23 protein-coding genes and 1 pseudogene are annotated in these 20,648 nt (G+C 68.1%); 17 read left to right on the forward strand and 7 right to left on the reverse strand.

Annotated elements, in window-relative coordinates; genetic code table 11:
- Positions 1-49: 49 nt before the first annotated feature.
- Positions 50-541, reverse strand: coding sequence for a hypothetical protein (locus tag ACHMW8_RS23075; protein ID WP_395443860.1), 492 nt, complete (start codon positions 539-541; stop codon positions 50-52).
- Positions 542-746: 205 nt separating this feature from the next.
- Complete coding sequence (locus tag ACHMW8_RS23080; protein WP_395443861.1) at positions 747-959, reverse strand: hypothetical protein; 213 nt, start codon at positions 957-959, stop codon at positions 747-749.
- 308 nt (positions 960-1,267) lie between these two features.
- Between ACHMW8_RS23080 and ACHMW8_RS23085 the strand changes: the two genes are divergently transcribed.
- The 12 genes and pseudogenes from ACHMW8_RS23085 to ACHMW8_RS23140 all read left to right on the forward strand — a co-directional run bounded on the left by ACHMW8_RS23085 (position 1,268) and on the right by ACHMW8_RS23140 (position 10,226).
- A complete protein-coding gene (locus tag ACHMW8_RS23085; RefSeq protein WP_395443862.1) occupies positions 1,268-1,513 on the forward strand; it encodes a hypothetical protein in 246 nt (81 codons plus the stop codon).
- Positions 1,510-1,968, forward strand: a complete 459-nt coding sequence (locus ACHMW8_RS23090; protein WP_395443863.1) for an ImuA family protein — start codon at positions 1,510-1,512, stop codon at positions 1,966-1,968. Before ACHMW8_RS23085 ends, ACHMW8_RS23090 begins: the two co-directional genes overlap by 4 nt.
- A gap of 64 nt (positions 1,969-2,032) precedes the next feature.
- Complete coding sequence (locus ACHMW8_RS23095) at positions 2,033-2,695, forward strand: hypothetical protein (RefSeq protein WP_395443864.1); 663 nt, start codon at positions 2,033-2,035, stop codon at positions 2,693-2,695.
- Positions 2,671-2,859: pseudogene (locus ACHMW8_RS23100) on the forward strand (DNA polymerase Y family protein); the annotation flags it as partial. The gene ACHMW8_RS23095 and the pseudogene ACHMW8_RS23100, both read left to right, overlap by 25 nt.
- Positions 2,860-3,164: 305 nt before the next feature.
- Complete coding sequence (locus ACHMW8_RS23105; RefSeq protein ID WP_395443865.1) at positions 3,165-3,416, forward strand: DUF6504 family protein; 252 nt, start codon at positions 3,165-3,167, stop codon at positions 3,414-3,416.
- Positions 3,413-6,568 (forward strand): error-prone DNA polymerase, encoded by a 3,156-nt coding sequence (locus tag ACHMW8_RS23110; protein WP_395443866.1) that lies wholly within the window; start codon positions 3,413-3,415, stop codon positions 6,566-6,568. The genes ACHMW8_RS23105 and ACHMW8_RS23110 overlap by 4 nt, the downstream gene beginning before the upstream one ends.
- Before the next feature lie 8 nt (positions 6,569-6,576).
- Positions 6,577-7,161 (forward strand): alpha-ketoglutarate-dependent dioxygenase AlkB, encoded by a 585-nt coding sequence (locus tag ACHMW8_RS23115; RefSeq protein ID WP_395443867.1) that lies wholly within the window; start codon positions 6,577-6,579, stop codon positions 7,159-7,161.
- 638 nt (positions 7,162-7,799) lie between these two features.
- Complete coding sequence (locus ACHMW8_RS23120; protein ID WP_395443868.1) at positions 7,800-8,120, forward strand: DUF3606 domain-containing protein; 321 nt, start codon at positions 7,800-7,802, stop codon at positions 8,118-8,120.
- Positions 8,117-8,890 carry an exodeoxyribonuclease III gene (locus ACHMW8_RS23125; RefSeq protein WP_395443869.1) on the forward strand — a complete coding sequence of 258 codons (774 nt, stop codon included), beginning with the start codon at positions 8,117-8,119 and terminating at the stop codon, positions 8,888-8,890. Before ACHMW8_RS23120 ends, ACHMW8_RS23125 begins: the two co-directional genes overlap by 4 nt.
- On the forward strand, positions 8,887-9,213 hold the full coding sequence (locus ACHMW8_RS23130) for a hypothetical protein (RefSeq protein ID WP_395443870.1): 327 nt from the start codon (positions 8,887-8,889) through the stop codon (positions 9,211-9,213). Before ACHMW8_RS23125 ends, ACHMW8_RS23130 begins: the two co-directional genes overlap by 4 nt.
- Positions 9,214-9,245: 32 nt before the next feature.
- Positions 9,246-9,371 (forward strand): hypothetical protein, encoded by a 126-nt coding sequence (locus ACHMW8_RS23135; RefSeq protein WP_395443871.1) that lies wholly within the window; start codon positions 9,246-9,248, stop codon positions 9,369-9,371.
- Positions 9,372-9,578: 207 nt separating this feature from the next.
- Complete coding sequence (locus tag ACHMW8_RS23140) at positions 9,579-10,226, forward strand: DsbA family oxidoreductase (protein ID WP_395443872.1); 648 nt, start codon at positions 9,579-9,581, stop codon at positions 10,224-10,226.
- Positions 10,227-10,402: 176 nt separating this feature from the next.
- Here the strand turns inward: ACHMW8_RS23140 and ACHMW8_RS23145 are convergent, their stop codons facing one another.
- From ACHMW8_RS23145 to ACHMW8_RS23155, 3 genes are all read right to left on the reverse strand, one after another.
- Positions 10,403-11,338 (reverse strand): alpha/beta hydrolase, encoded by a 936-nt coding sequence (locus tag ACHMW8_RS23145; RefSeq protein WP_395443873.1) that lies wholly within the window; start codon positions 11,336-11,338, stop codon positions 10,403-10,405.
- Positions 11,335-11,628, reverse strand: coding sequence for an EF-hand domain-containing protein (locus ACHMW8_RS23150; protein ID WP_395443874.1), 294 nt, complete (start codon positions 11,626-11,628; stop codon positions 11,335-11,337). Before ACHMW8_RS23150 ends, ACHMW8_RS23145 begins: the two co-directional genes overlap by 4 nt.
- Before the next feature lie 203 nt (positions 11,629-11,831).
- A complete protein-coding gene (locus ACHMW8_RS23155; protein ID WP_395443875.1) occupies positions 11,832-12,239 on the reverse strand; it encodes a hypothetical protein in 408 nt (135 codons plus the stop codon).
- Between the two features lie 155 nt (positions 12,240-12,394).
- Here ACHMW8_RS23155 and ACHMW8_RS23160 point away from each other — a divergent pair, with 155 nt between their 5' ends.
- The 5 genes from ACHMW8_RS23160 to ACHMW8_RS23180 all read left to right on the forward strand — a co-directional run bounded on the left by ACHMW8_RS23160 (position 12,395) and on the right by ACHMW8_RS23180 (position 18,999).
- A complete protein-coding gene (locus ACHMW8_RS23160; protein ID WP_395443876.1) occupies positions 12,395-13,114 on the forward strand; it encodes a response regulator in 720 nt (239 codons plus the stop codon).
- A 2-nt stretch (positions 13,115-13,116) separates the two neighbouring features.
- The gene (locus tag ACHMW8_RS23165; RefSeq protein WP_395443877.1) at positions 13,117-14,463 is read left to right on the forward strand and encodes an ATP-binding protein; all 1,347 of its coding nucleotides are present in this window, start codon (positions 13,117-13,119) and stop codon (positions 14,461-14,463) included.
- A 502-nt stretch (positions 14,464-14,965) separates the two neighbouring features.
- Complete coding sequence (locus ACHMW8_RS23170) at positions 14,966-16,195, forward strand: D-alanyl-D-alanine carboxypeptidase (protein ID WP_395443878.1); 1,230 nt, start codon at positions 14,966-14,968, stop codon at positions 16,193-16,195.
- A 203-nt stretch (positions 16,196-16,398) separates the two neighbouring features.
- A complete protein-coding gene (locus ACHMW8_RS23175; RefSeq protein ID WP_395443879.1) occupies positions 16,399-17,247 on the forward strand; it encodes an alpha/beta fold hydrolase in 849 nt (282 codons plus the stop codon).
- 3 nt (positions 17,248-17,250) lie between these two features.
- Complete coding sequence (locus ACHMW8_RS23180; protein WP_395443880.1) at positions 17,251-18,999, forward strand: peptidoglycan D,D-transpeptidase FtsI family protein; 1,749 nt, start codon at positions 17,251-17,253, stop codon at positions 18,997-18,999.
- Here the strand turns inward: ACHMW8_RS23180 and pstB are convergent.
- A complete protein-coding gene (gene pstB, locus ACHMW8_RS23185) occupies positions 18,996-19,802 on the reverse strand; it encodes a phosphate ABC transporter ATP-binding protein PstB (protein ID WP_395443881.1) in 807 nt (268 codons plus the stop codon). The two genes, ACHMW8_RS23180 and pstB, sit on opposite strands and share 4 nt — an antisense overlap.
- Positions 19,799-20,647 carry a phosphate ABC transporter permease PstA gene (pstA, locus tag ACHMW8_RS23190; protein WP_395443882.1) on the reverse strand — a complete coding sequence of 283 codons (849 nt, stop codon included), beginning with the start codon at positions 20,645-20,647 and terminating at the stop codon, positions 19,799-19,801. Before pstA ends, pstB begins: the two co-directional genes overlap by 4 nt.
- Between the last annotated feature and the right edge of the window lies 1 nt (position 20,648).

Here is a 20,648-nt window from a genome sequence, read left to right on the forward strand (position 1 = left end):
GTTGATCTCGCCGCTCTATGTTTTCGATCTCGGATATGAGACTGCGTGCCTAAGCATTCAGCCTGTCAAGGCGAAGTTTCTCGAAGAAGTCAGACATGGACTTCTGCGCATTTGTCGATTGGACGAAGAACAAGCTGGCGACTGCATCGATCACAGTGCCGCTAGCGGCCTTAACAACGGTGCCCCACAGGTCGGCTCGGTCATGGGTTGCGAAGGCGAATATGATTACGCAAAAGCCTATAGAGGCAAATACTATACTGAACCAAAAACTCACATTCGCCCGTAGAAGAGCATGGTTGTAGTAGTTGGAAAGCGCCACAACCTCGAACGGCTTTTCCTCTTGGGAGCCCGATGCGGCAGATGCCTTCTTGAATTCGGCAATCAGCTCAGGGGTCACCCCACCTTCTATAGTGATGCCAGCGAAGCTAAAGCGTTTGAGCGCACCTGAAGCGAAGCCAGCGATCAGACCCGCGAAGACCGTGACAAGGGTAGCAACAGCGGCCGCCCACTGGAAAATGTCTTGCGGCGTTTTCGAAAACATCGGCGGACCCCACCCTGCGTTAGTGTCACGTAACCTTGGCCTTGGCTCGCGTCCCGCGTTTTTTAAACATGATGGCGGCCTTTTGACAGACAGTCCGTTCCCCCCCCTTCTCAGAAGTCACCAATGTCCGCTTAGGGCGACCATCGGCGTGGCGCTGAGTGACCAAGATGTCTGGCCCTGGCGGTCCAGTGCTTGCGTCCTTTATCTAGCGCAGGGTCCAGGGCCGCATGGCCAGAACCGCTAGCGTGAAGAGGGCAATGAAAAGGCCCGGCCCGAACCAGGGCTCGATCTTGCCGTCGATCATCTGAATGACGCTGGTCAGCATCGCCGTCGGCATCACCGAACCCAGCACGCAGGCGACCCAGCCCTGCCATTCCCGCAAGAGCGGGCGCGGCGCTGGCTTGTCATCATCGTCCATGACCCCGGCCTCCCGACGCCACCCTGGCGGGCATCAGAAAGCTTAGCGACCAGAGGCCGACGCCGTCCAGCCACGCTTACGTCAGGTTCGGTCGCGGTCGAAAAATTCCGAGTCCGCTCAAACCCTTGCCCCACATGGAATCTTGGCCTTGGCGCGCGCTGGAGTCGCACCCGGGGGTCGTTGACTCTCGCGGCGACGATAGAACAAAGATGGAACACGGTCGTTTTGTCAGCATGTCCCCTCACCCCGCTCCCGCCGCGCTCGACGCGCTCCGCCGCAAGGTTCGCGCTCTCGAAGCGCAGGATCGGGTGACCCGCGCTGTGCTGCCGTTCGGCATCGCGCCCTTGGACGCGCGCCTGCCGGGCGGCGGCCTGGCGCTGGGCGCCTTGCATGAGGTGGCCGGCGGCGCCGACGAAGCTTTGCATGGGGCCGCGGCGGCCCGTTTCGCGGCGGGCATTCTGGCGCGGGCTCAAGGCGAGGTCCTGTGGTGTCGTCGCCAAGCCGATCTCTTCGCTCCCTCTCTGGCCCAGGCTGGCCTGCCCCGGAGCGGGTGATCTTCGCCGACGCGGGCGACGAGGCCGGGGTATTGGCGGCGATGGAGGAAGGCCTGCGATGGCCAGGCCTGGCGGGTGTGGTCGGCGAGGTCGGCAAGCTCTCCATGACCGCCTCGCGCAGGCTGCAGCTGGCGGCCGAGAAGAGCGGCCAACTGGCCATTGCCGTCAGACGATGGCGGCGCGTGGCCGACGCCGCCGACCTTGGTCAACCGACGGCGGCCGAGACACGCTGGCGCGTGTCGCCCCTGCCCTCATCTCCGCTGCCTGTTCCCGGCGTGGGCCGTCCCCGCTGGTTTCTCGAACTTCTCCGCTGCCGCGCCGGCGACGCCTTCGACATCGAGTTAGAAGCCTGTGACGCAAAGGGTCATCTCCGTCTTCCTGCCCCGCTGGCCCACCGACCGGCTGGCCCGGACGCAGGTCCAAAAGACCACCGGCAGGAGCGCGCCGTCGCCTGACACCGCGCCCGATACGCCGGTCGTGATGGTCGGACGGGTGGGACGCCGGCGCGCGGTGGCGCACATGAACCTGGCCGCCGCCAAAGCGGGCCTGCGGATCGGTCAGGCCGTGGCCCACGCCACCGCCTTGGTTCCGTGTCTTGTCCTGCATGACCTTGATGCGGAGGGCGATCTGGCGGCCTTGCAGCGCCTGGCGCTCTGGGCCCAGCGGCTATATTCGCCGAGCGTGGCGGCAGACCCGCCCGATGGCCTGGTCATCGACGCCACGGGTTGCTCCCATCTCTTCGGCGGCGAGGAGAAGATGGCGATCGACATCCGCGATCGGCTCGCCAAGGTCGGGCTGGTCGCCAAGGTCGCCATCGCCGACAGTTGGGCGGCGCCCATGCCCTGGCCCGCTATAACGCGCGATCGATCTTCGTCCTGCCGCAAGGCGCGTTGGGCCGAGAGCTCCATCCCCTGTCTGTCGCGGCGCTGCGCCTGCCGTCCGACCTCGTGCAGGCGCTGGCCAAGCCGGGTTTCGACACCATCGGTGAACTCGAGGCCACGCCAAAAGGTCCGTTGGCCCATCGCTTTGGCCTCGAGCCCATCCGACGGCTTGATCAGGCGTTCGGCCGAGCGTGCGAGCCGATCGAGCCGGTGTTTGCGCCCGAGACCCTGCGAACCGCCAAGATCTTCGCCGAGCCGATCGGGGCGCCCGAGACCATGGCGCGCTTTCTGGGCGAACTGACCGTCGAGCTCTGCGCGGCCCTGGAAGCGGCAAGCCTCGGCGCCAAGGCGATCGACGCCTTCTTCTTCCGCGTCGATAACCGCATCGAGACCGTGCGCGTGGGGCTGGCCGCGCCCTCGCGCGACGCCGCGCGCCTGGCCAAGCTCCTCTGCGAGAAACTGGAGCAGGTCGATCCGGGCTTTGGGGTCGACAAGATGGTCCTGGCCGCGCCGGGGGTCGAACCCTTGGCCTACAAGCAGGACGAAGCGCTGACCGGCCGGCGGCGCGGCGCCGACCTTTCCGGCTTGATCGACACCTTGGCCAACCGTCTGGGCGCCGAGCACGTATACCGCCTGGTCAGCGCTGACAGCGACCTGCCCGAACGAAGCGTGCGCAAGACGCCGGCGCTCGAACAGCCTGGCGCCTTTTCCTGGCCCGTCGACTGGCCGCGCCCGACCCGCTTCTTCTCCCGCCCGAGCCGATCGACACAGTGGCGCTCCTGCCCGACCAGCCGCCGGCCTCGTTCACCTGGCGCGGCGTGCGCCGGCGCGTGCGTTGCGCCGACGGCCCCGAGCGGGTGTTTGGCGAGTGGTGGAAGGCCGACGCGGAACTGGCCCGGTCACGCGACTACTTCCAGGTCGAGGACGAAGGCGGCGAGCGCTATTGGATCTTTCGCGACGGCGATGGCGAAGACGCCGCGACGGGCAGCCAACGCTGGTTCATGGCCGGGGTGTTTGGATGAAGGATCCAACCCAAGACCTTGGCGACTACGTCGAACTGCAATGCGCTTCGCATTTCTCACTGCTGCGTGGGACCTCCTCGCCCGCCGAACTCTTCGACGAGGCCGCGCGCCTGGGCTATCGCGCCTTGGCCCTCTGCGACCGTAATAGCTTGGCAGGCATGGTGCAGGCCCACGTGGCGGCCAAGTCGACCGGGGTCCGCCTGATCGTCGGCTGCGAGTTGGTCCTGCGCGACGATACGACCATCGTGGTCTTGCCGACCGACAGGGCCGCGTATGGGCGCCTCTGCCGGCTTCTCACCCTGGGCAAGGCTCGAGGGGGCAAGGGGGCATGTGACCTCGACCTGCAGGACCTGGCCGCCCACGCCGAGGGCCTGATCGCCATTCTGGTCCCTGATCAAGCGGATGACGCCTGCGCCCAGCAGCTGTTTCGCCTTGCCGCCATCTTCGGGACCGACGCCCACATGGCTCTGACGCTGCGCCGCCGGCCTGGCGACGCCATGCGGCTCTACGCGCTGGAGCGTCTGGCCCTTGCGGCCGGCGTCACGCCGGTGGTCACCAACCGCGTCCTCTTTCATGACAAGGACCGGCGCCTGCTGCAGGACGTCGTCACCTGTATTCGTGAGCACACGACCATCGACGACGTCGGTTTCAAGCGTGATCGGCATGCCGACCGGCATCTGCTCGCGCCGGCCGAAGTCCAGCGTCGTTTCGCGCGCCACCGCGCCGCCGTCGCCGCGTCCGTGGCCATCGCCCGACGCTGCCGGTTCTCGCTCAGCGAGCTCAGCTACCAGTATCCGCGCGAGGTCGCCCAAGACGGCGAGACCGCGCAAGAGACCCTTGAGCGCCTGACCTGGGACGGCGCGGCGCGGCGCTTTCCCGATGGGGTGACGACCGAGGTCCGGCGCATTCTCAACCACGAACTGAAGCTGATCGGAAGCCTCGGCTACGCGCCCTATTTCCTGACGGTGAACTCGATTGTCGCCTATGCGCGCAGCCAGGACATCCTTTGCCAGGGCCGTGGCTCGGCCGCCAATTCAGCCGTCTGCTACGTGCTGGGCATCACTTCCATCGATCCCGAGCGCAACGATCTCCTCTTCGAGCGCTTCGTCAGCGCCGAGCGCGACGAGCCGCCCGACATCGACGTCGACTTCGAGCACGGCCGGCGAGAGGCGGTCATGCAGTGGGTGTTCGAGACCTATGGCCGTCATCGCAGCGCCATCGTCGCGGTCGTGCATCGGTTCCGGCCGCGCGGGGCCGTGCGCGACGTGGGCAAGGTGCTTGGCCTGCCCGAGGACATGACCAAGGGCCTGTCTAGCCAGATCTGGAGCTTCAGCCGCGAGGACATCGAGGAAAGACACGCCCGCGACATGGGCCTGGATCTCTCCGACCGCCGTCTGCGCCTGACGCTGGAACTGGCTCAGCAGCTCCTCAACACGCCCCGGCAGTTTTCCCAACACCCCGGCGGCTTTGTCCTGACCCACGACCGCCTCGATGAGCTCGTGCCTATCGAGCCGGCGCGGATGAAGGACCGCCAGATCATCGAATGGGACAAGGACGACATCGACGAACTGAAGTTCATGAAGGTCGATTGTCTGGCGCTGGGCATGTTGACCTGCCTCAAGCGGGGCCTGGATCTGCTGGGCGACCACAAGGGGGTCGGGCTCGAACTGGCGACCATCCCGCCGGAGGATCCACGCACCTATGCGATGATCCGCCGGGCCGACACGCTCGGGGTCTTTCAGATCGAAAGCCGCGCGCAGATGGCCATGCTGCCGCGCCTCAAGCCGCGCAGCTTCTACGACCTCGTCATCGAGGTGGCGATCGTGCGGCCAGGCCCCATCCAGGGCGACATGGTCCATCCCTATCTTCGCCGTCGCGAGGGTAAGGAGCCGGTGAGCTATCCCAAGCCCGAGCTGGAGAAGGTCCTGGGCAAGACCCTGGGCGTACCGCTCTTCCAGGAGCAGGCCATGCGGGTGGCAATCGAATGCGCCGGCTTCACGCCCGGCGAGGCCGACCAGCTGCGCCGCGCCATGGCCACCTTCAAATTCACCGGCGGGGTCAGCCACTTCAAGACCAAGTTGGTCGGCGGCATGGTCGAGCGCGGCTACCCCCTGGAGTTCGCTGAGCAGACCTTCAGCCAGCTGGAGGGGTTTGGATCCTACGGCTTTCCGGAAAGCCATGCCGCCAGCTTCGCGCTCCTGGCCTACGCCTCATCCTGGCTCAAATGCCACCACCCGGACGTCTTCTGCGCGGCCCTGCTCAACAGCCAGCCGATGGGTTTTTACCAGCCGGCCCAGATCGTGCGCGACGCCATCGAGCATGGGGTGGAGGTGCGCCCCATCTGCGTCAACGCCTCGCGCTGGGACTGCACCCTAGAGGAAAAGCCAAGCGGCGCGCTGGCGATGCGCCTGGGTTTGCGCATGGTCGGCAAGCTTGCCCAGTATGACGCCGCGCGCCTGGTGCTGGCCCGCGCCGACGACCCCTTTTCCTCGATCGCCGACCTGTGGCGGCGCGCCCAGGTCGGGACCGGCGCCCTGACCCGCCTGGCCGAAGCCGATGCGTTCGGACCCAGCCTTGGCCTGGCACGCCGCGAGGCGGGCTGGGCCATCAAGGGCCTGCGCGATGTCGCTTTGCCGCTGTTCGACCAATCGGACGTCTCCGACCTCAATGAGCCAGATCCCGCCTTGAAAGCGATGACCGAGGGCCGCGAGATCATCGAGGACTACAGCCATGTCGGCTTGTCGCTACGCCGCCATCCGCTCGCGCTGCTGCGCCAGGACCTGGACGGCCTCAAGCGCGTGCCTTGCCAGGTCGCCGCCAGCGCCCGCGACGGCCGCTTCATCAAGACTGCCGGCCTGGTGCTGGTGCGCCAGATGCCCGGCACCGCCAAGGGCGTGATGTTCATGACCATCGAGGACGAGACCGGGGTGTCCAACCTGGTGATCTGGAAGACGCTCTATGAAAAGCAGCGCCGCATCGCCATCGGCGCGCACCTGATCGGGGTCGATGGGCGCATCCAGCGCGAGGGCGATGTCGTCCACCTGGTCGCCCACCAGCTCCATGACCTCACGCCGCTCATGGCCAACTTGCAGGATCGCGGCGCCGACGGCGGCGATCTGGCCTGGGCGCGCCGAAGCCGCAACTTCTGCTGAAGGACCCGATGATGGACGCCCAGCCGTCGCTTTTTGACCTGCCGATCGCGCCGAAGACGCCCCTGCCCGAAGGCTTCCGCTACCAAGCCGGGCTGATCAGCGCAGAGGAAGAACGCGACCTGGTCGCCAGCTTCCAAGACCTTCCGTTCAAGCCCTATGAGCATCTGGGCTACTTCGGCAACCGCCGCATCGCCGGCTTTGGCTGGCGCCAGGACGACGCCGGCCGAATGGTCGAGACCGGCGAGCCGATCCCAGACCTGCTGGCGCCTCTGCTGACCAAGGTCGCGGCGTTCACCGGCTTGGCGCAGGACACCTTCCGTCATGCCCTGGTGACGGAATATTCGCCGGGCGCGGGGATCGGCTGGCACCGCGACCGGCCGCCAGCCGTGGCCATCGCCGGCGTATCGCTCGTCTCACCCTGCCACTTTCGACTTCGGCGTAAGTCCGGCGATCGCTGGGAGCGCGCCACCATCGTCGCCGAGCCCCGCTCGGCCTACCTGATGAGCGGGCCAGCACGCAGCGACTGGCAGCACTCCATCCCGGCGGTCGAAGCAATGCGATATTCGGTGACGTTCCGAACGGTTCGGCGCTAGACCGGCTTGTCGTCGAGCAATCCAGCCTGGTCGGTGAGACGCGCGCCTGTCTTCGACATCCGTCGGATATGGGGTCGCCAAGGGCGTCCACAACGGCGACAGGACGCCCGCCCGCCGGCTTCTGGCCGTGGGCGGTTGTGTGGCTTTCGCCCGCTATTCCGCTTCGCCTTCGACCAAAATCAGCGTGTTCTTCGCGCCGGTCGTGTCCGGGCCGACGGCCCGGCCCCGCGCCAGGGATGGTGACCCGCTAGGGCCGAGCCTTGAGCCGAGGCGCAAGGCTCGGCGGCGCCGGCTTGCCGGCGACGTAGAGCCCGGTCGCGCAACCCGCGAGGCGTCCTCACGGGCGCTTGGAGGCTTTGCAGCGGCAAGGCGATCTGCGTCGCTTCACCGTGGAGACGGCAAGATCGGCGTCGCGGTCCGGCGATCGGGATGACGACCAAGCCCCTCGTCATCGCGGCGCGCCTGGCGCTTGTCGCCTGAGGTCGGCTCGATCAGTTCACGTTTGGACATGGCGCTAAGTCTCCCTTTCGAAAGACGAATCCGCAGGCCCGCCAACCTGTTCCCGGCGCCCCACCCTGTTGGCCAAGGAACGCGCGCCCGACGCGGCGGGTTGAGCAGACGTGGAGGAGGACATCGCCATGGTCAAAGACGTCTACGACGATCCCAGCCACGTCAGCGCCGTGGACGGCGAGGTGACGGTAATGGGTCCGGGCCCGGCGAGCATGTCGATAACGCCCGGCGCGGCCCGCGACACGGCCAAGCGCCTGGAAGCCGCCGCCGCCAAGGCCGACCAGGGTCATGTCGAGGCGATCGATCAGGATGATCCCGCCGCGCTCCAGCGCTGCGCCGACCGACTGGGCGTGACTCCCGAGGCGGTCCGAAACGCGGTGATTGCGGTGGGACCCGACAGCGAAGCCGTGGCGATGCGGCTGCGCTCCGCGCGCGGCGCGGCCGATTGAGGATCGCGACCCTCAACATCAACAATGTGCTAAGCCGTTTCGACCCGCTGATCGAGTGGCTCGACGAGGCCCAGCCCGATGTCGTGTGTCTCCAGGAACTGAAGGCCGAGCAAGGCCGCTTCCCGGCCGAAGCGCTGGAGCAAATGGGTTATGGCGCGGTCTGGAAGGGACAGCGGACCTGGAACGGCGTGGCGATCCTGGCGCGCGGCATGACCCCGGTCCTGACCCGCAACGCCCTACCCGGTGAGCCGGACCCGACCCAGAGCCGCTATATCGAGGCGGCGGTGAACGGCGTGCTGATCGGTTGCCTCTACCTGCCCAACGGCAATCCTCTTCCCGGCCCCAAGTTCGACTACAAGCTGGCCTGGTTCGAGGCGCTCCTCGCGCACGCCCAGGGCCTGTTGGCCAGCGGCGCGCCCGTCGTGTTGGCCGGCGACTACAACGTCGTCCCCACCGAGGCCGACATCTACGCCAAGCACTCGTACGGCGGCGACGCCCTGCTCCGCCCCGAAAGCCGCGCCGCGTTCCAGCGCCTGCTCGCGCAAGGCTGGACCGACGCCCTGCACGCCATCCATCCGCAAGACCCGCCATGGACCTACTGGTCGTATCTGCGCGAGCGCTGGCCCAAGGACAAAGGCCTGCGCATCGACCACCTACTGCTGTCGCCGGACCTAGCGGATCAGCTCGTCGACGCCGGGGTCGATCGCTGGGTGCGGGGCCTGGACGGCGCCAGCGACCACGCCCCGGCCTGGATCCAGCTCGAGCGATGAAGCCCCCGCCGCCCGTCACGCCGGATGGCCGCTACCTCGTCGTGCGCGGGCGGTTGTGGCGCACCAGCAATCCCGACCTCTCTCCGCAGCGCCGCCAAGCGTTGGTCGACGTATTGATGGACGCCCGCCGCGCCGTGCGCACGGCCCTGGCCCGCGATGACCCAACCGCTCTGGCCCAAGCGCGCGCTCAAGTCGACGCCGCCAAGGTCGGCCTGGGTGAACGCGGTCCGGTCTGGTGGACCGATGGCGCGCCGGACCTCAATCGCCACATGGCCAGGACCACCGCCTACGCAGAATGGTTCGCGCGTCATGGTGACGCCTAGCGCCGCCGTGCGCGCAGCCCTACCTTGACGCCATGCCCTCACGCCAACGCCCCACTGCTCGTCTCCTGACGCCCGCCGGCTGGACCGGTGTGTTCGTCGCCGCCCTGCTCGCCGCCGGCCTGGCTTTCGCCGCCTTGAGCGCCCTGCCCCGCGCCTAGCGCGTCCAGAACAGATGCACTTGGCCCGCGCCGGTCTCGACCGTGACCACCTCGCCGTTCAGTCGGCAACTTGGCCGCTCGAGGACTGCCCGTGCTGACCGCTCAAATTGCTCGCGGGCGCTGCCCATCATGTCGGCGACCGCGCCCCGGCCGATGCAATCTCCCTCCGCGCGCCTATATCTGCGTTCCCGCCGCATGGATCGCCCGATGACCAAGCCCCTGAAGATCGACTTCGTCTCCGACGTTTCCTGCCCCTGGTGCGTGGTGGGTCTTGGCGGGCTGGAGGCCGCGCTCGAGCGGGTTGGAGACCTGGTCGAGGCGCAGATCCATTTCCAGCCCTTTGAGCTGAACCCGAACATGCCGCCCGAGGGCCAGAACATCGTCGAGCACGTGGCCCAGAAGTACGGGGCGACGCGGGAGCAGTCGGCGGCCAACCGCCAAGCCATCCATGACCGGGCCGCATCCGTGGGCTTCACCATGGCCACCGACGAGAACAGCCGCATCTACAACACCTTCGATGCCCACCGCCTGCTGCACTGGGCGGGATTGGTCGGCGACCAGAAGGCGCTCAAGCGCGCCCTGTTCGACGCCTATTTCACCGACAACGACAGTCCCGCCGACTTTGAGGTGCTGGTGCGCGCGGCGATGAAGGCGGGCCTGGACCCGCACGCGGCCCACGAGGTGCTGACCTCGGGCCGCTACACCGAGGAGGTGCGCGAGGCCGAACGCGTCTGGCAGGCGGCGGGGATCAGCTCGGTGCCGGCCGTGGTGATCAACGACCGCTATCTGATCTCGGGCGGCCAGCCGGCCGAATACTTCGAACAGGCGCTCCGTCAAATCGCCGCCGAGGCCTGACCCGGCTTAGGCCTCGCCACGCAAGCCATCCGCGCGATCATCGCCTGATGGGCAATCACCCGCACAGCCAGAATTCGCTCGCCAGCTTAGATTGGCGGCCAAGGCCGTTGGAGATTGGCGGCAACAGATGTGCAGCAACCCTCCCGTACGCTGGGTTAAGCGTGACGTCGCGGGCCCTAGCGACTAAGCCGACCAAGCCGCTCGGCGATATAGGCGTCCACCGCGTCGGTATAGGCGCTTGGCGAGCCCAGGGTACGATTCACGTCGGCATGGGTCAGGTTCTGGGGCAGAACGGGCATGTCGCGCCCCGCCGCCCGCGCCTTGGCCTGGAATCGGCGCGCGTCGTCACACGGCTCGTCCGGACGACGCGTCGAACACACGAGCATCATCGGCACGGCCCTCGGCGTCCACTGATCCATCGGCGAGGCCTTGGCCCAGTAGGCCGGGTCGGCGCCGAAGGCCTCGTCGTAGAAGCGCGGATGGCGTCCCGCCATGGTCGCCGAGACCTGCATGGCGGCAGAATCCAGCACCACCGTCCCCGCCCACGCCTTGCCGACCATGTCGGGGCGCGCGGAGATCAGAGCGACCAGATGGGCGCCGGCCGAGTGCCCCATCAGGATCACCTTGCTCGGATCGCCGCCCCAGTCTTCGGCATAGCCCTGGACCCATTGCACCGCTTCAGCCACGTCCTGGGCCTGCTCGTAGGCCATAGCGTCGGGCAGCATCCGGTAGTTGACGCTGACGACGATCCAGCCGCGCGTCAGCCAGTGCCTCAGCTTGTTCTCGACCGAGCCGGTATTGGCCTTGTCCCCGATCATCCAGGCGCCGCCATGCACCATGACCAGGATGGGCGCGTTGCGCGCGCCCGGCGGGATGTAGACGTCCAGACGCTGGGCGGCGTCGGTCCCATAGGCGTCGGTCCGCTTGCGAGCGCCGGGCAGGATGGCCTGCAGATCAATCGGGCGTTCCTCCTCTGCCTTCTTTTCCATAAGGCGCTGGCGCAATTGTCCGCCCATTCCCAGCCCAAGCTGGGCGGCCTCGACGGCGCCAGCGCCCGTGAAGGCCAAAGCCGCCAAGGTGATCACCGCGATCTTGAGGGGCAAGGTCTTCATTTGAGGCCCTCGAGCTGGTCGCGGACGGCGGCGACCTCATCACGCGACAGGCGGCCATCATGGTCGCGGTCGGCGCGGTCGAACAGCGGAGCCGGTCCGTCGACGAATTCCGGGCGGGTGACGCGACCGTCACCGTCCTGGTCGGCATGGGTAATGACCGCCTTGAGCGCCTTGGCCTTGGGACGGCTCGACTTGGCCAGGCGCGGAAACTCCGAGAGTGTCACCACGCCATCGCCGTTGCGGTCCAGGCGTTCGAACTGGGCCGATCGAGAAGTCGCTGAATTCAGCACGGGTGACGTAGCCGTCGTGGTTGGCGTCTGCCTTCTCCAGCGCCGCGCCAAGTGTGCGCGAGGCCGCCTGGGCGCTGGTGAAAACCAAGGCCAGGGCGGCCGACAGGACGAGAAACTTCATGGTCTACTCCAAAGGCGGACGGCCCGCAGCGCTTTGAAAGGATGCGCCGCGGGCCGAGACGGGTTCGATCAGGAACGGATCATCAGGGGCGGCTCACCGTGCCGCTGACCGAACGCGTCGCGCCGTCGTAACCGGTCCGGGAATGGTCGTAGCTGACCGTCCCGTCGTGGTTGTCGACGACATTGGTGCTGCGGGTGGCCGCGGCGCCGTTGTTGAAGGTGCGCGTCGCGCCACCGTGATAAGCGCCCTCGCCCCAGCTGGCGCTGCGATTGCTGGCGATGCCGCGGCCCGAATTGGTCTGGGTCCCGCGCGATACCGACAGGGCGCCCGGCTGGCGGCTGACGTCACGGCTGTGAACATAGCCGTGGCCGCGGGCGCCCTGCACGTTGACGAGACGGCCGTGCTGACCGGCCTGGGCGGGAACCGCGATCATCGCGGCCAGCACCCCCAGAGAGGAGAGGCCGGCGGCTAGAATGGAAGTTTTACGCATGATGGCTCCGTGGAATAGGTCGGTGTCCCTCGACACCGCCACCTGACCACGGCCGGGCAATCGCCGGTTTGCGCGCGTCCAACGAACTGTGTCGAAGTGTAAACGGGCGTGGTCGCGGCTTTCGCCGGGACCGGGCTTGGGGCATTTGGCGGGTCATGGCCGACAACACGCTGATCGCGGTCGTGGAAGACGACGCCGAAATCCGGGACCTGACCCTGGGGCTGCTGCGCCGCGAAGGCTATGAGGCCGTGGGCTGCGAGGATGCGTCGGCGTTCGATCGCCTGGTCGCCCGCCGCCGGGTGGACCTGGTGTTGCTGGACATCATGATGCCGGGCGAGGACGGGTTATCGGTCTGCCGGCGGCTGCGGGCGGCCGGCGAGGTCGCGATCCTGATGGTCACCGCCAAGGGCGACGATATAGACCGGGTGATCGGCCTGGAGATCGGGGCCGACGACTACTTGCCCAAGCCCTACAATCCACGCGAGCTGTTGGCCCGGGTGAAGGCGATCCTGCGCCGCACGCGCGAGATCCACCGCGTGACCAGCGCCCCACCGGCCGAGACGCTGGGTTTCGCCGGCTGGCGGCTGGACACCGCCAGCCGCGACCTGACCGATCCCGATGGCCAGGCCGTGGTCCTGACCGGCGGCGAGCACGATCTGCTGATGGCCTTCCTGCGTCACGCCCAGCGGGTGCTCAGCCGCGACCAGTTGCTAGACTGGACGCGAGGGCGCAGCGCCGAGCCGTTCGACCGCGCCGTCGACGTGCTGCTCAGTCGCCTGCGCCGCAAGCTCGGCGCCGGCGCCGGGGGCGCGAGCTTGATCAAGACCGTGCGCGGCGGCGGCTACCTGTTCAGCGTCGCGGTCGAGCGGCTCTGACCATGTTGCTGGCCGACAACCTCTCCACGCGCATGACGGCGATCCTGCTGGCCGGCCTGGCGATGATGCTGTCGGTCGGCGCGGCCCTTCTGGTCTGGCCGCAGGGCGGCGGCGAAGGTGGCGTGCGCTTCTATCAGCTGCCTCGCCCTGCCGAGGCCCGAGCGATCGTCGAGGCGGTGGAGGCCACCCCGCCCTGGGCTCGGGCCAAGGTCATCATAGCGCTCGATACCGGCGTGATCCGCACGACCCTGGAGCCGGACTTTCCTCCGTTGCGGCCCCGCGCCCGGATCGCCGACGACCGTGACCCCGGCTACCAGGCCTATCGTTTGGCTCTGGGCGATCGCCCTTTGCGGATCGACATCCGGCGCGGCGGCAGGCTTCGGGAGGGCGCCCTGCCCGGCCGCCACGCCCTGCGGCTGTCGGTGCGCCTGGTCGACGGCGAGGTGTTGGTCCTGCGCCGGCGCGCGCCCGAGACCGCCCGGCGGTTCTTCGGCCGTGTCGCGCTGGCCGCCGCCGCCCTCCTGGGGGTCACGTTGCTCATGCTGGTCCTGGCCGTGCGGCAGACCACCCGCCCCGTCAGCCTGCTGGCCCACGCCGTGGCGCGGTTCGGCGATGGCCTGGACGCTAAGCCCCTGCCCCTTCGCGGTCCGCGCGAGCTGCGCGAATTGTCGGCGGCATTCAACACGCTGCAGGGTCGGATTCGCGGCCTGATGGAGGAGCGCACCCGGATGCTGGCGGCCATCGCCCACGATCTGCGCACCTATCTGACGCGCCTGACCTTGCGGGCCGAGTTCATCGCCGACGAAACCCAGCGGGCCAAGGCCGGGGCCGACCTGGCGGAGATGGCCCAGCTGCTGGATGACACCCTGCTGTTCGCGCGGCAGGACGCGGGGCGTGGCGACGGCGCCCGATCGATCGACCTTCGCGGCGAACTCGAAGCTCTGGTGGCCCTGCGCCGCGAGATGGGACAGACGATCGTCTTCGCGCCAGGCGTCGCGGCGACCGTCTGGGCGGCGCCACTGGCTCTGCGACGGATGCTCGACAACCTGATCGACAACGCCATCCGCTACGGCGGGGCGGTCACGCTCGAGGTGGGTCACCGGGACCGCCAGGTCGAGATCACGGTGCTCGACGATGGACCGGGCCTGCCGCCCGAAGCGCTGGCCACCCTCACCGAGCCATTCGAACGGGGCGAAGCCTCTCGCAACCGCAGCACGGGCGGGGCCGGCCTTGGCCTGTCGATTGTCCAGGCCCTGGCCCGGGGCCAGGGCGGTGAGCTGATGATGGCTAATCGCCCGCAAGGCGGCCTGGCGGCCACGCTCCGGTTGCCATCGAGCGCGCCGGACTAGGCTTTCTCCCACGCCCCTTGCTGGCGATGAAGCGGCAACCACGCCGCGCAACTCGTCTAGAAAGACGCCGGCCAGGCCCTGCCGCGGGCTGAGGAACCTCGATCCTAGACCCAGTCGCGTCGGGGTCCGAACCGGCGACCCGTGTTCTTCGGCCGCGCGCAGGGCAAGTTGCCCCCGCAATAGCCTAGACGCCATCCCCACCCGCCCTTCGGCAAGCGACACAAGCCAGACGGCGCCGCGCGCAAGGCGGTGACGATGAGCGAGCGCCCCGCGAGAGGATCCGCCCGACCTCGCGCCGCGCAGGGTGCGCAAGCTCAGCCGGACATGGACTTGATCTCAACGCCGCGGGGGGCAGTCGTTCCGGCCCAGGCCTCGGGCCAGCGCCTATTTACGGCAGCACGGGCCGTGCGGTTCAGGCGCGGTTAACCCTTTGTCCACATCGTCAACGCCGTCGGCTCGCCGGCCTCAGTGTCAGGGACCGCCAACGGCGGCTACGGATTTCGTGCGTAACAGTCAGCTTCCCCTCCCCCTGTGGATCGCCGTCTTTGGCCTGGTGCTGAGCATCTCGATCGTCCTCTCGCCCAGCGCCGGCGCGGCGACGCGGCTGGATTCGAAGCGGTTCGCGGCGATCGCCCTGGACGCGACAACGGGCGAGGTCCTTTACGCCCGCGACGCCGACGCGCAGCGCTACCCGGCGTCCCTGACCAAGGTCATGACCCTCTATCTTGCGTTCGACGCCCTTGATCGCGGCGACCTCAAGCTCAGTGACCCGGTCATCATCTCGCCGCGCGCCGCGGCCAGGCCGCCCTCGAAACTGGGCCTGCCGGCCGGCCAACGGCTGACCGTGCAGGAGGCGATCAATATCCTGGTCGTCAAGTCCGCCAACGATGTGGCTACAGCGCTAGGCGAGACCCTCGCAGGCAACGAAGGGGCGTTCGCTCGTCAGATGACCGCGCGGGCCAAGGCGCTCGGCATGAACCACACGGTGTTTCGCAACGCCTCGGGGCTGCCCGATCCAGGCCATGTCAGCACCGCCCGCGACCTGGCGATCCTGGCCCGCGCCTTTCTGCGGGACCATCCCGACGACTACCGGGTGTTCGATCAAGAACAGACGACCTTCCGCGGGCGCCTGATCCCAGGTCACAACGCCCTGCTGCGCCGGCCCGGCATCGACGGCTTCAAAACAGGATTCACCAACGCCTCGGGATTCAACCTGCTGACGTCCGGCGCGCGCGACGGCCACCGCATCATCGCCGTCGTCCTCGGCGGGCGAACCGCGCGCGGACGCGATCTTTTCATGCGAGACCTGATGCGCGCCAGTTTCGCGAGCCTGACGGTGCGCGACGCGGGCCTGGAGGTTAAGGTCGCCTCCCTGCTCGATGCCGACTACGCGCCCTTGACGGTCCATCCAAGCTTGGATCGGGCCAAGGCAGAGCCGGCCCCGGAGCCGCGCGCGCAAGCCACGCTCGGCGACCAGATCCCCTCGTCCTCGGCCCCGCCAAAATGGTGGATTCAAGTGGGGGCTTTCAGTTCGGCCGATCGTGGTCAGGCTCGCCTGCGGGACGTGCGCGACCGCCATCCACGCCATTTTGGCGACGCGCCCGAGCAACTGGAAAGGATCGACGGTCTTTACCAGGCGCGGTTCGCCAGCGTCTCGGCCGGACAAGCCAAGGCCGCTTGCGCCCTTCTGACCGCCGAGGGCGATCGCTGCATGGTCACCTCCAACCCCTAGGCGTGCCGATCATGGTCACAGCAAGCGACGCGATATGGCCAGCTCGCCAGCGAGGTTCTGCCCGCACCTTGTGGCGGACCATCGCCGGATTGCTGATCGCCGCCGCCGCGTGGCATGGGCCCGCCCTGGCCCGCGCGGGTCAAATCGACGGCGCGGCGCGAGCCCTGCCATCTCAACCCATGCCGTTTGTCGATTGCCGAGGCGTGCGATCGACACGTCCAACGATCATCCTGGAAGCCGGAGCCTACGGCACCTCCGCCGATTGGGCTCAGATCGAAAAGGCGCTCGCGAAGGACGGACGGGTCTGCGCTTATGACCGCCTGGGCCTTGGGGCCTCGCCGGACCGCGCCACCGTCCCCACAGCGGAGACCATCGCCCGCGACCTGGCGGTGCTTTTGGACCGGCTGGGCGAGAACGGCCCCGTGGTGATTATCGGCCATTCGAACGGCGCGCTCTATGCCGAAGCCTTCGCCTCGTTGTTTCCCGAGCGCACGACGGGCCTGGGCTATGTCGATGGCGTCGGAACCGATGATCTGGACAATCCCCTGACGCTGTCGGCCATCACGGGCGAGGAACGGCTGGCCGATGTGGCGGTCGTGGTCCAGCGTATGGGCTTGGCCAAGCTGGTCGTAGGCCGGATCGTCGACGCCTTCGGCCTCCAGGGTCAGGCCGCGCGGCGCAAACGCCACGCCCTCCTGTCGGCGCGCCACCTGGAAAACGCCCGCCAAGAGGTTCGCCAAATCCTGCCGAGCTTGGCGCAGATCCGCGCGGACGGTCCGCCGCCAGACAGTATTCCGGTCGCCGCGATCGTCGCGGCCGATGCGCCTGACGGCCCCCTCGCTAAAGCCTGGCGCGCCGCCCAGGTGGCCCCGGCTCACCGGGCCTGTCGCGGTTGGGTGCTGGACGCGGTCGGCGCCAGCCACGTCTCGCCGCTGGGCCGGGACCGGGCCTATGTGCTGGCCGCCGCCCGCTGGCTGGAACGTGAGGCGATCGAGCGCCAGGCCCAGGCCTCACCGGCGATGACCTGCACGCCCGCCCGATACAGGTCCTAGGCCATGAGCACGCGCGAGCCGCATCGCCGCAACCGCCCCCTCGCCGAGACATCGCGGCTCCGCACCGCCGCCTTGGCCGCCATCTGGCGAATTGAACATGGGTTCGAGCATGCGCGGCGCGCGCGCGGCCTGGCCAATGACACCCGTCTGCGGATCCTCGCGGTCGCCTGTGTGCTGGGGTTGGGCTTCCTCGGACTGGCGATCGGCGCTGTCAGTGCAGCCCTCTGGCCCTCGCCCGCTCCGCGTTCGACCGCCCTTTTCGCCGCTCAGGGCCGGGGCGATCTGGTCGATCGCCGCGGATCGCTCCTGGCGACCGATCTGCCGGTCTATGGTCTCTACTATGACCCGCAACTGAACTGGGACCCAGGCGAGGTTCGCGCGCGTTTGCCGGCGCTGGCGCCGGGTCTAACCCCGGCTCGACTGGCCGCCGCGGTTGGCGGCGACCATCGGCAGTATCTCATCGGCGACCTGTCGCCTCAGCAGAAGGCGGCGATCGATGACCTTGGTCTGCCGGGCGTTTCCTTCGAGCCCGAGGTCCGCCGGGTCTATCCAGCCGGCCCCGTCGCGGGACATCTTGTGGGGTTTACCCAGCGTGGTGGCGAGGGCCTGGCCGGCGCCGAGCGCGCGCTCGACCGTCAGCTCGTGGGGCGCGCCGAAGGCGACGCCACGCCCCTGTCGATGGATCTGCGCGTGCAGGCCGCGCTCGACAGCGAGTTGAGCGCGGCGGCTACACGGTTCTCGGCGCTGGGCGCCGTGGGCGTGGTCACCAATGTCCATACCGGGGAGATCCTGGCGCTGTCGAGTTGGCCGGCCTTGGATCCCGCTGCACCTGGCGCCGGGCCGCGACAGGCGCGGATCGATCACGCCGTCACCTCGGTCTATGAGCCCGGTTCAATTTTCAAGGTGTTCACCCTGGCCATGGGCCTGGATGCGGGGCTGGCGACCATCGACACGCCGTTCGACGCCCGCGCGCCCCTGACCATCGGTCGCCAGACGATCCATGATTACGACAAGGACAACGCCGTCCTGCCCCTGTGGAAGGTCTTCACCCATTCGTCCAATATCGGCGCGGCGCGCCTGGGGCTGATGGTGGGCGCTGATCGCATGCGCGACTATCTAGCGGGACTCGGCTTGCTGGACGCCGCACCCGTCCAACTGCCAGGGTCGGCCAGGCCGATCCTTCCCCGGACGTTCACGGACAATGCGGTCGCTTCGATGGCGTTCGGCTCGGCGATCTCTGTCAGCCCTTTGGCCATCGCCGCGGGCATGGACACGGTGCTCAACGGCGGCGACTATGTGCCGCTGACCATCGCGCCGCGCGCAAGCGCGCCGAACGGCCGGCGCGTGATCTCCGCGGCGACGTCTCGCACCATGTTGAACCTGATGCGGCTCAACGTTCTTCAAGGCACCGGTGGCAAGGCTCGGGTCTCTGGCTACCGGGTCGGCGGCAAGACCGGATCACAGGAAAAGGTCATCGACGGCCACTACGACCGGCACAAGCTGGTTTCATCCTTTGCCGCGGTCTTCCCCACGGATGGCGCGCTGAGCGATGATCGCTACGTCGTCTTGATCATGCTTGATGAGCCCCATGCCACACCCGAGACGTTCGGGTTCGCCACCGGCGGTTGGACCGCCGCTCCGACAGCGGGGCGGGTGATCGCCCGCATCGCCCCCTTCCTGAACGTGCCGCGCCGACCGCCGGTGACCTTCGAGGCCCTGCCCGCTGGCGACGGCTCGACCTCGCCGGGCTAGCCGAACCGCCCGCCGATATAGTCCTGGGTCTCCTGGGCCACCGGTTTCATGAACATGTCCGAGGTGGCGGCAAATTCCACCATCCGGCCCAGGTACATGAAGCCGGTGTTGTCGGAGATCCGCGCGGCCTGCCCCAGGTTGTGGGTCACGATGACGATGGTGAAGTCGCTCTTTAGCTCGCCAATCGTCTGTTCCAGCTTGGCGGTCGAGATCGGATCCAGGGCAGAGGCTGGCTCATCCAGAAGCAGGATCTCCGGCTCGACGGCGATGCCGCGCGCCACGCACAGGCGTTGCTGCTGGCCGCCCGACAAGGACAGGCCCGAGGCGTGGAGCTTGTCTTTAACCTCGTCCCACAGGGCCGCCCGGCGCAGGGCCTTTTCGACCACCAGGTCCATGTCCTTGCGGCTCTTGCGCTCATAGAGCCGCACGCCGAAGGCGACGTTGTCGTAGATCGACATCGGAAAGGGCGTGGGCTTTTGGAACACCATGCCGATACGCGAGCGCAGCTTGGCGATGTCCTTGACCGCCAGCAGGTTCTCGCCCTCGTGGTCGATGGTGCCCGTCGCGCGCTGGCCCGGATAGAGGTCGTACATCCGGTTGAAGGTCCGCAGCAGGGTGGACTTGCCGCAACCGGAAGGACCGATCAGGGCGGTGACCTGATTGCGCACGATGGGCAGGTCGACGCCGAACAGCGCCTGGGTCTTGCCATAGAAGAAGTCCAGGCCCTTGGCGCGTAGGGCGACGCTGTCGGCGGCCGGCTCGAGAATGTGCGTCAGGGCGTCGGCTTGGACGGGCTTGGTCATGGACGGGCGTTCCCCCGCGCGATGATCACGCGGCCGATGATGTTGATCGAGAGCACGGTGAGGGCGATGAGCAAAGCCCCGGCCCAGGCCAGGGCGCGCCAGTCGTCATAGGCGCTAAGCGCGTATTGGAAGATCACCGCCGGCAGGCTGGCCGTGGGCTTGGTCAGGTCCAGGGCGAAGAACTGGTTGTTGAGAGCGGTGAACAGCAGCGGCGCGGTCTCGCCGCTGATCCGGGCGAAGGCCAGCAGGCCGCCGGTGAGCAGCCCTCCCCCCGCGCCGCGCCAGATGATCTTGCGGATGGTCACCCACCGCGCCGCGCCCAAGGCGACCCCCGCCTCGCGCAGGGCGTTGGGTTGCAGACGCAAGATGTCCTCGGTCGTGCGGGTGACCACGGGCGCGGCGATCAGCGCCAGCGCCACGCCGCCGGCCAGGCCTGAAAAACCGTGGAACGGCCGCACCACGAGCTCATAGACGAACAGGCCCACGAGGATGGACGGCGCGGACAAGAGCACGTCGTTGAGGAAGCGCACCACGTGACCGTAGGGCGTCTCGCCGCCGTATTCGGCCAGCCAGGTGCCGGCCAGGATCCCAACCACCACCGCGATGACCATGGCCACCGCGCACATCATGATCGAACCGACGATAGCGTTGCGCAGGCCGCCCAGCGAGCCGGGCGCGGGGGTGTCGCGGGTGAAGACGTCGAGATGGATCCCGCCCAAGCCCTGCTTGAGCAGCGACCACATGATCAGGCCAAGCGCGCTGAGGGCCACGAGCGTGGCCAGGCCGCATAGCCCGACGAAGAGGGTGTTGGCGGCCTTGCGCCGGGCGCGTCGATCGAAGGTCATG

The organism is Caulobacter sp. UC70_42, from assembly GCF_044056025.1.
GTDB lineage: Bacteria > Pseudomonadota > Alphaproteobacteria > Caulobacterales > Caulobacteraceae > Caulobacter.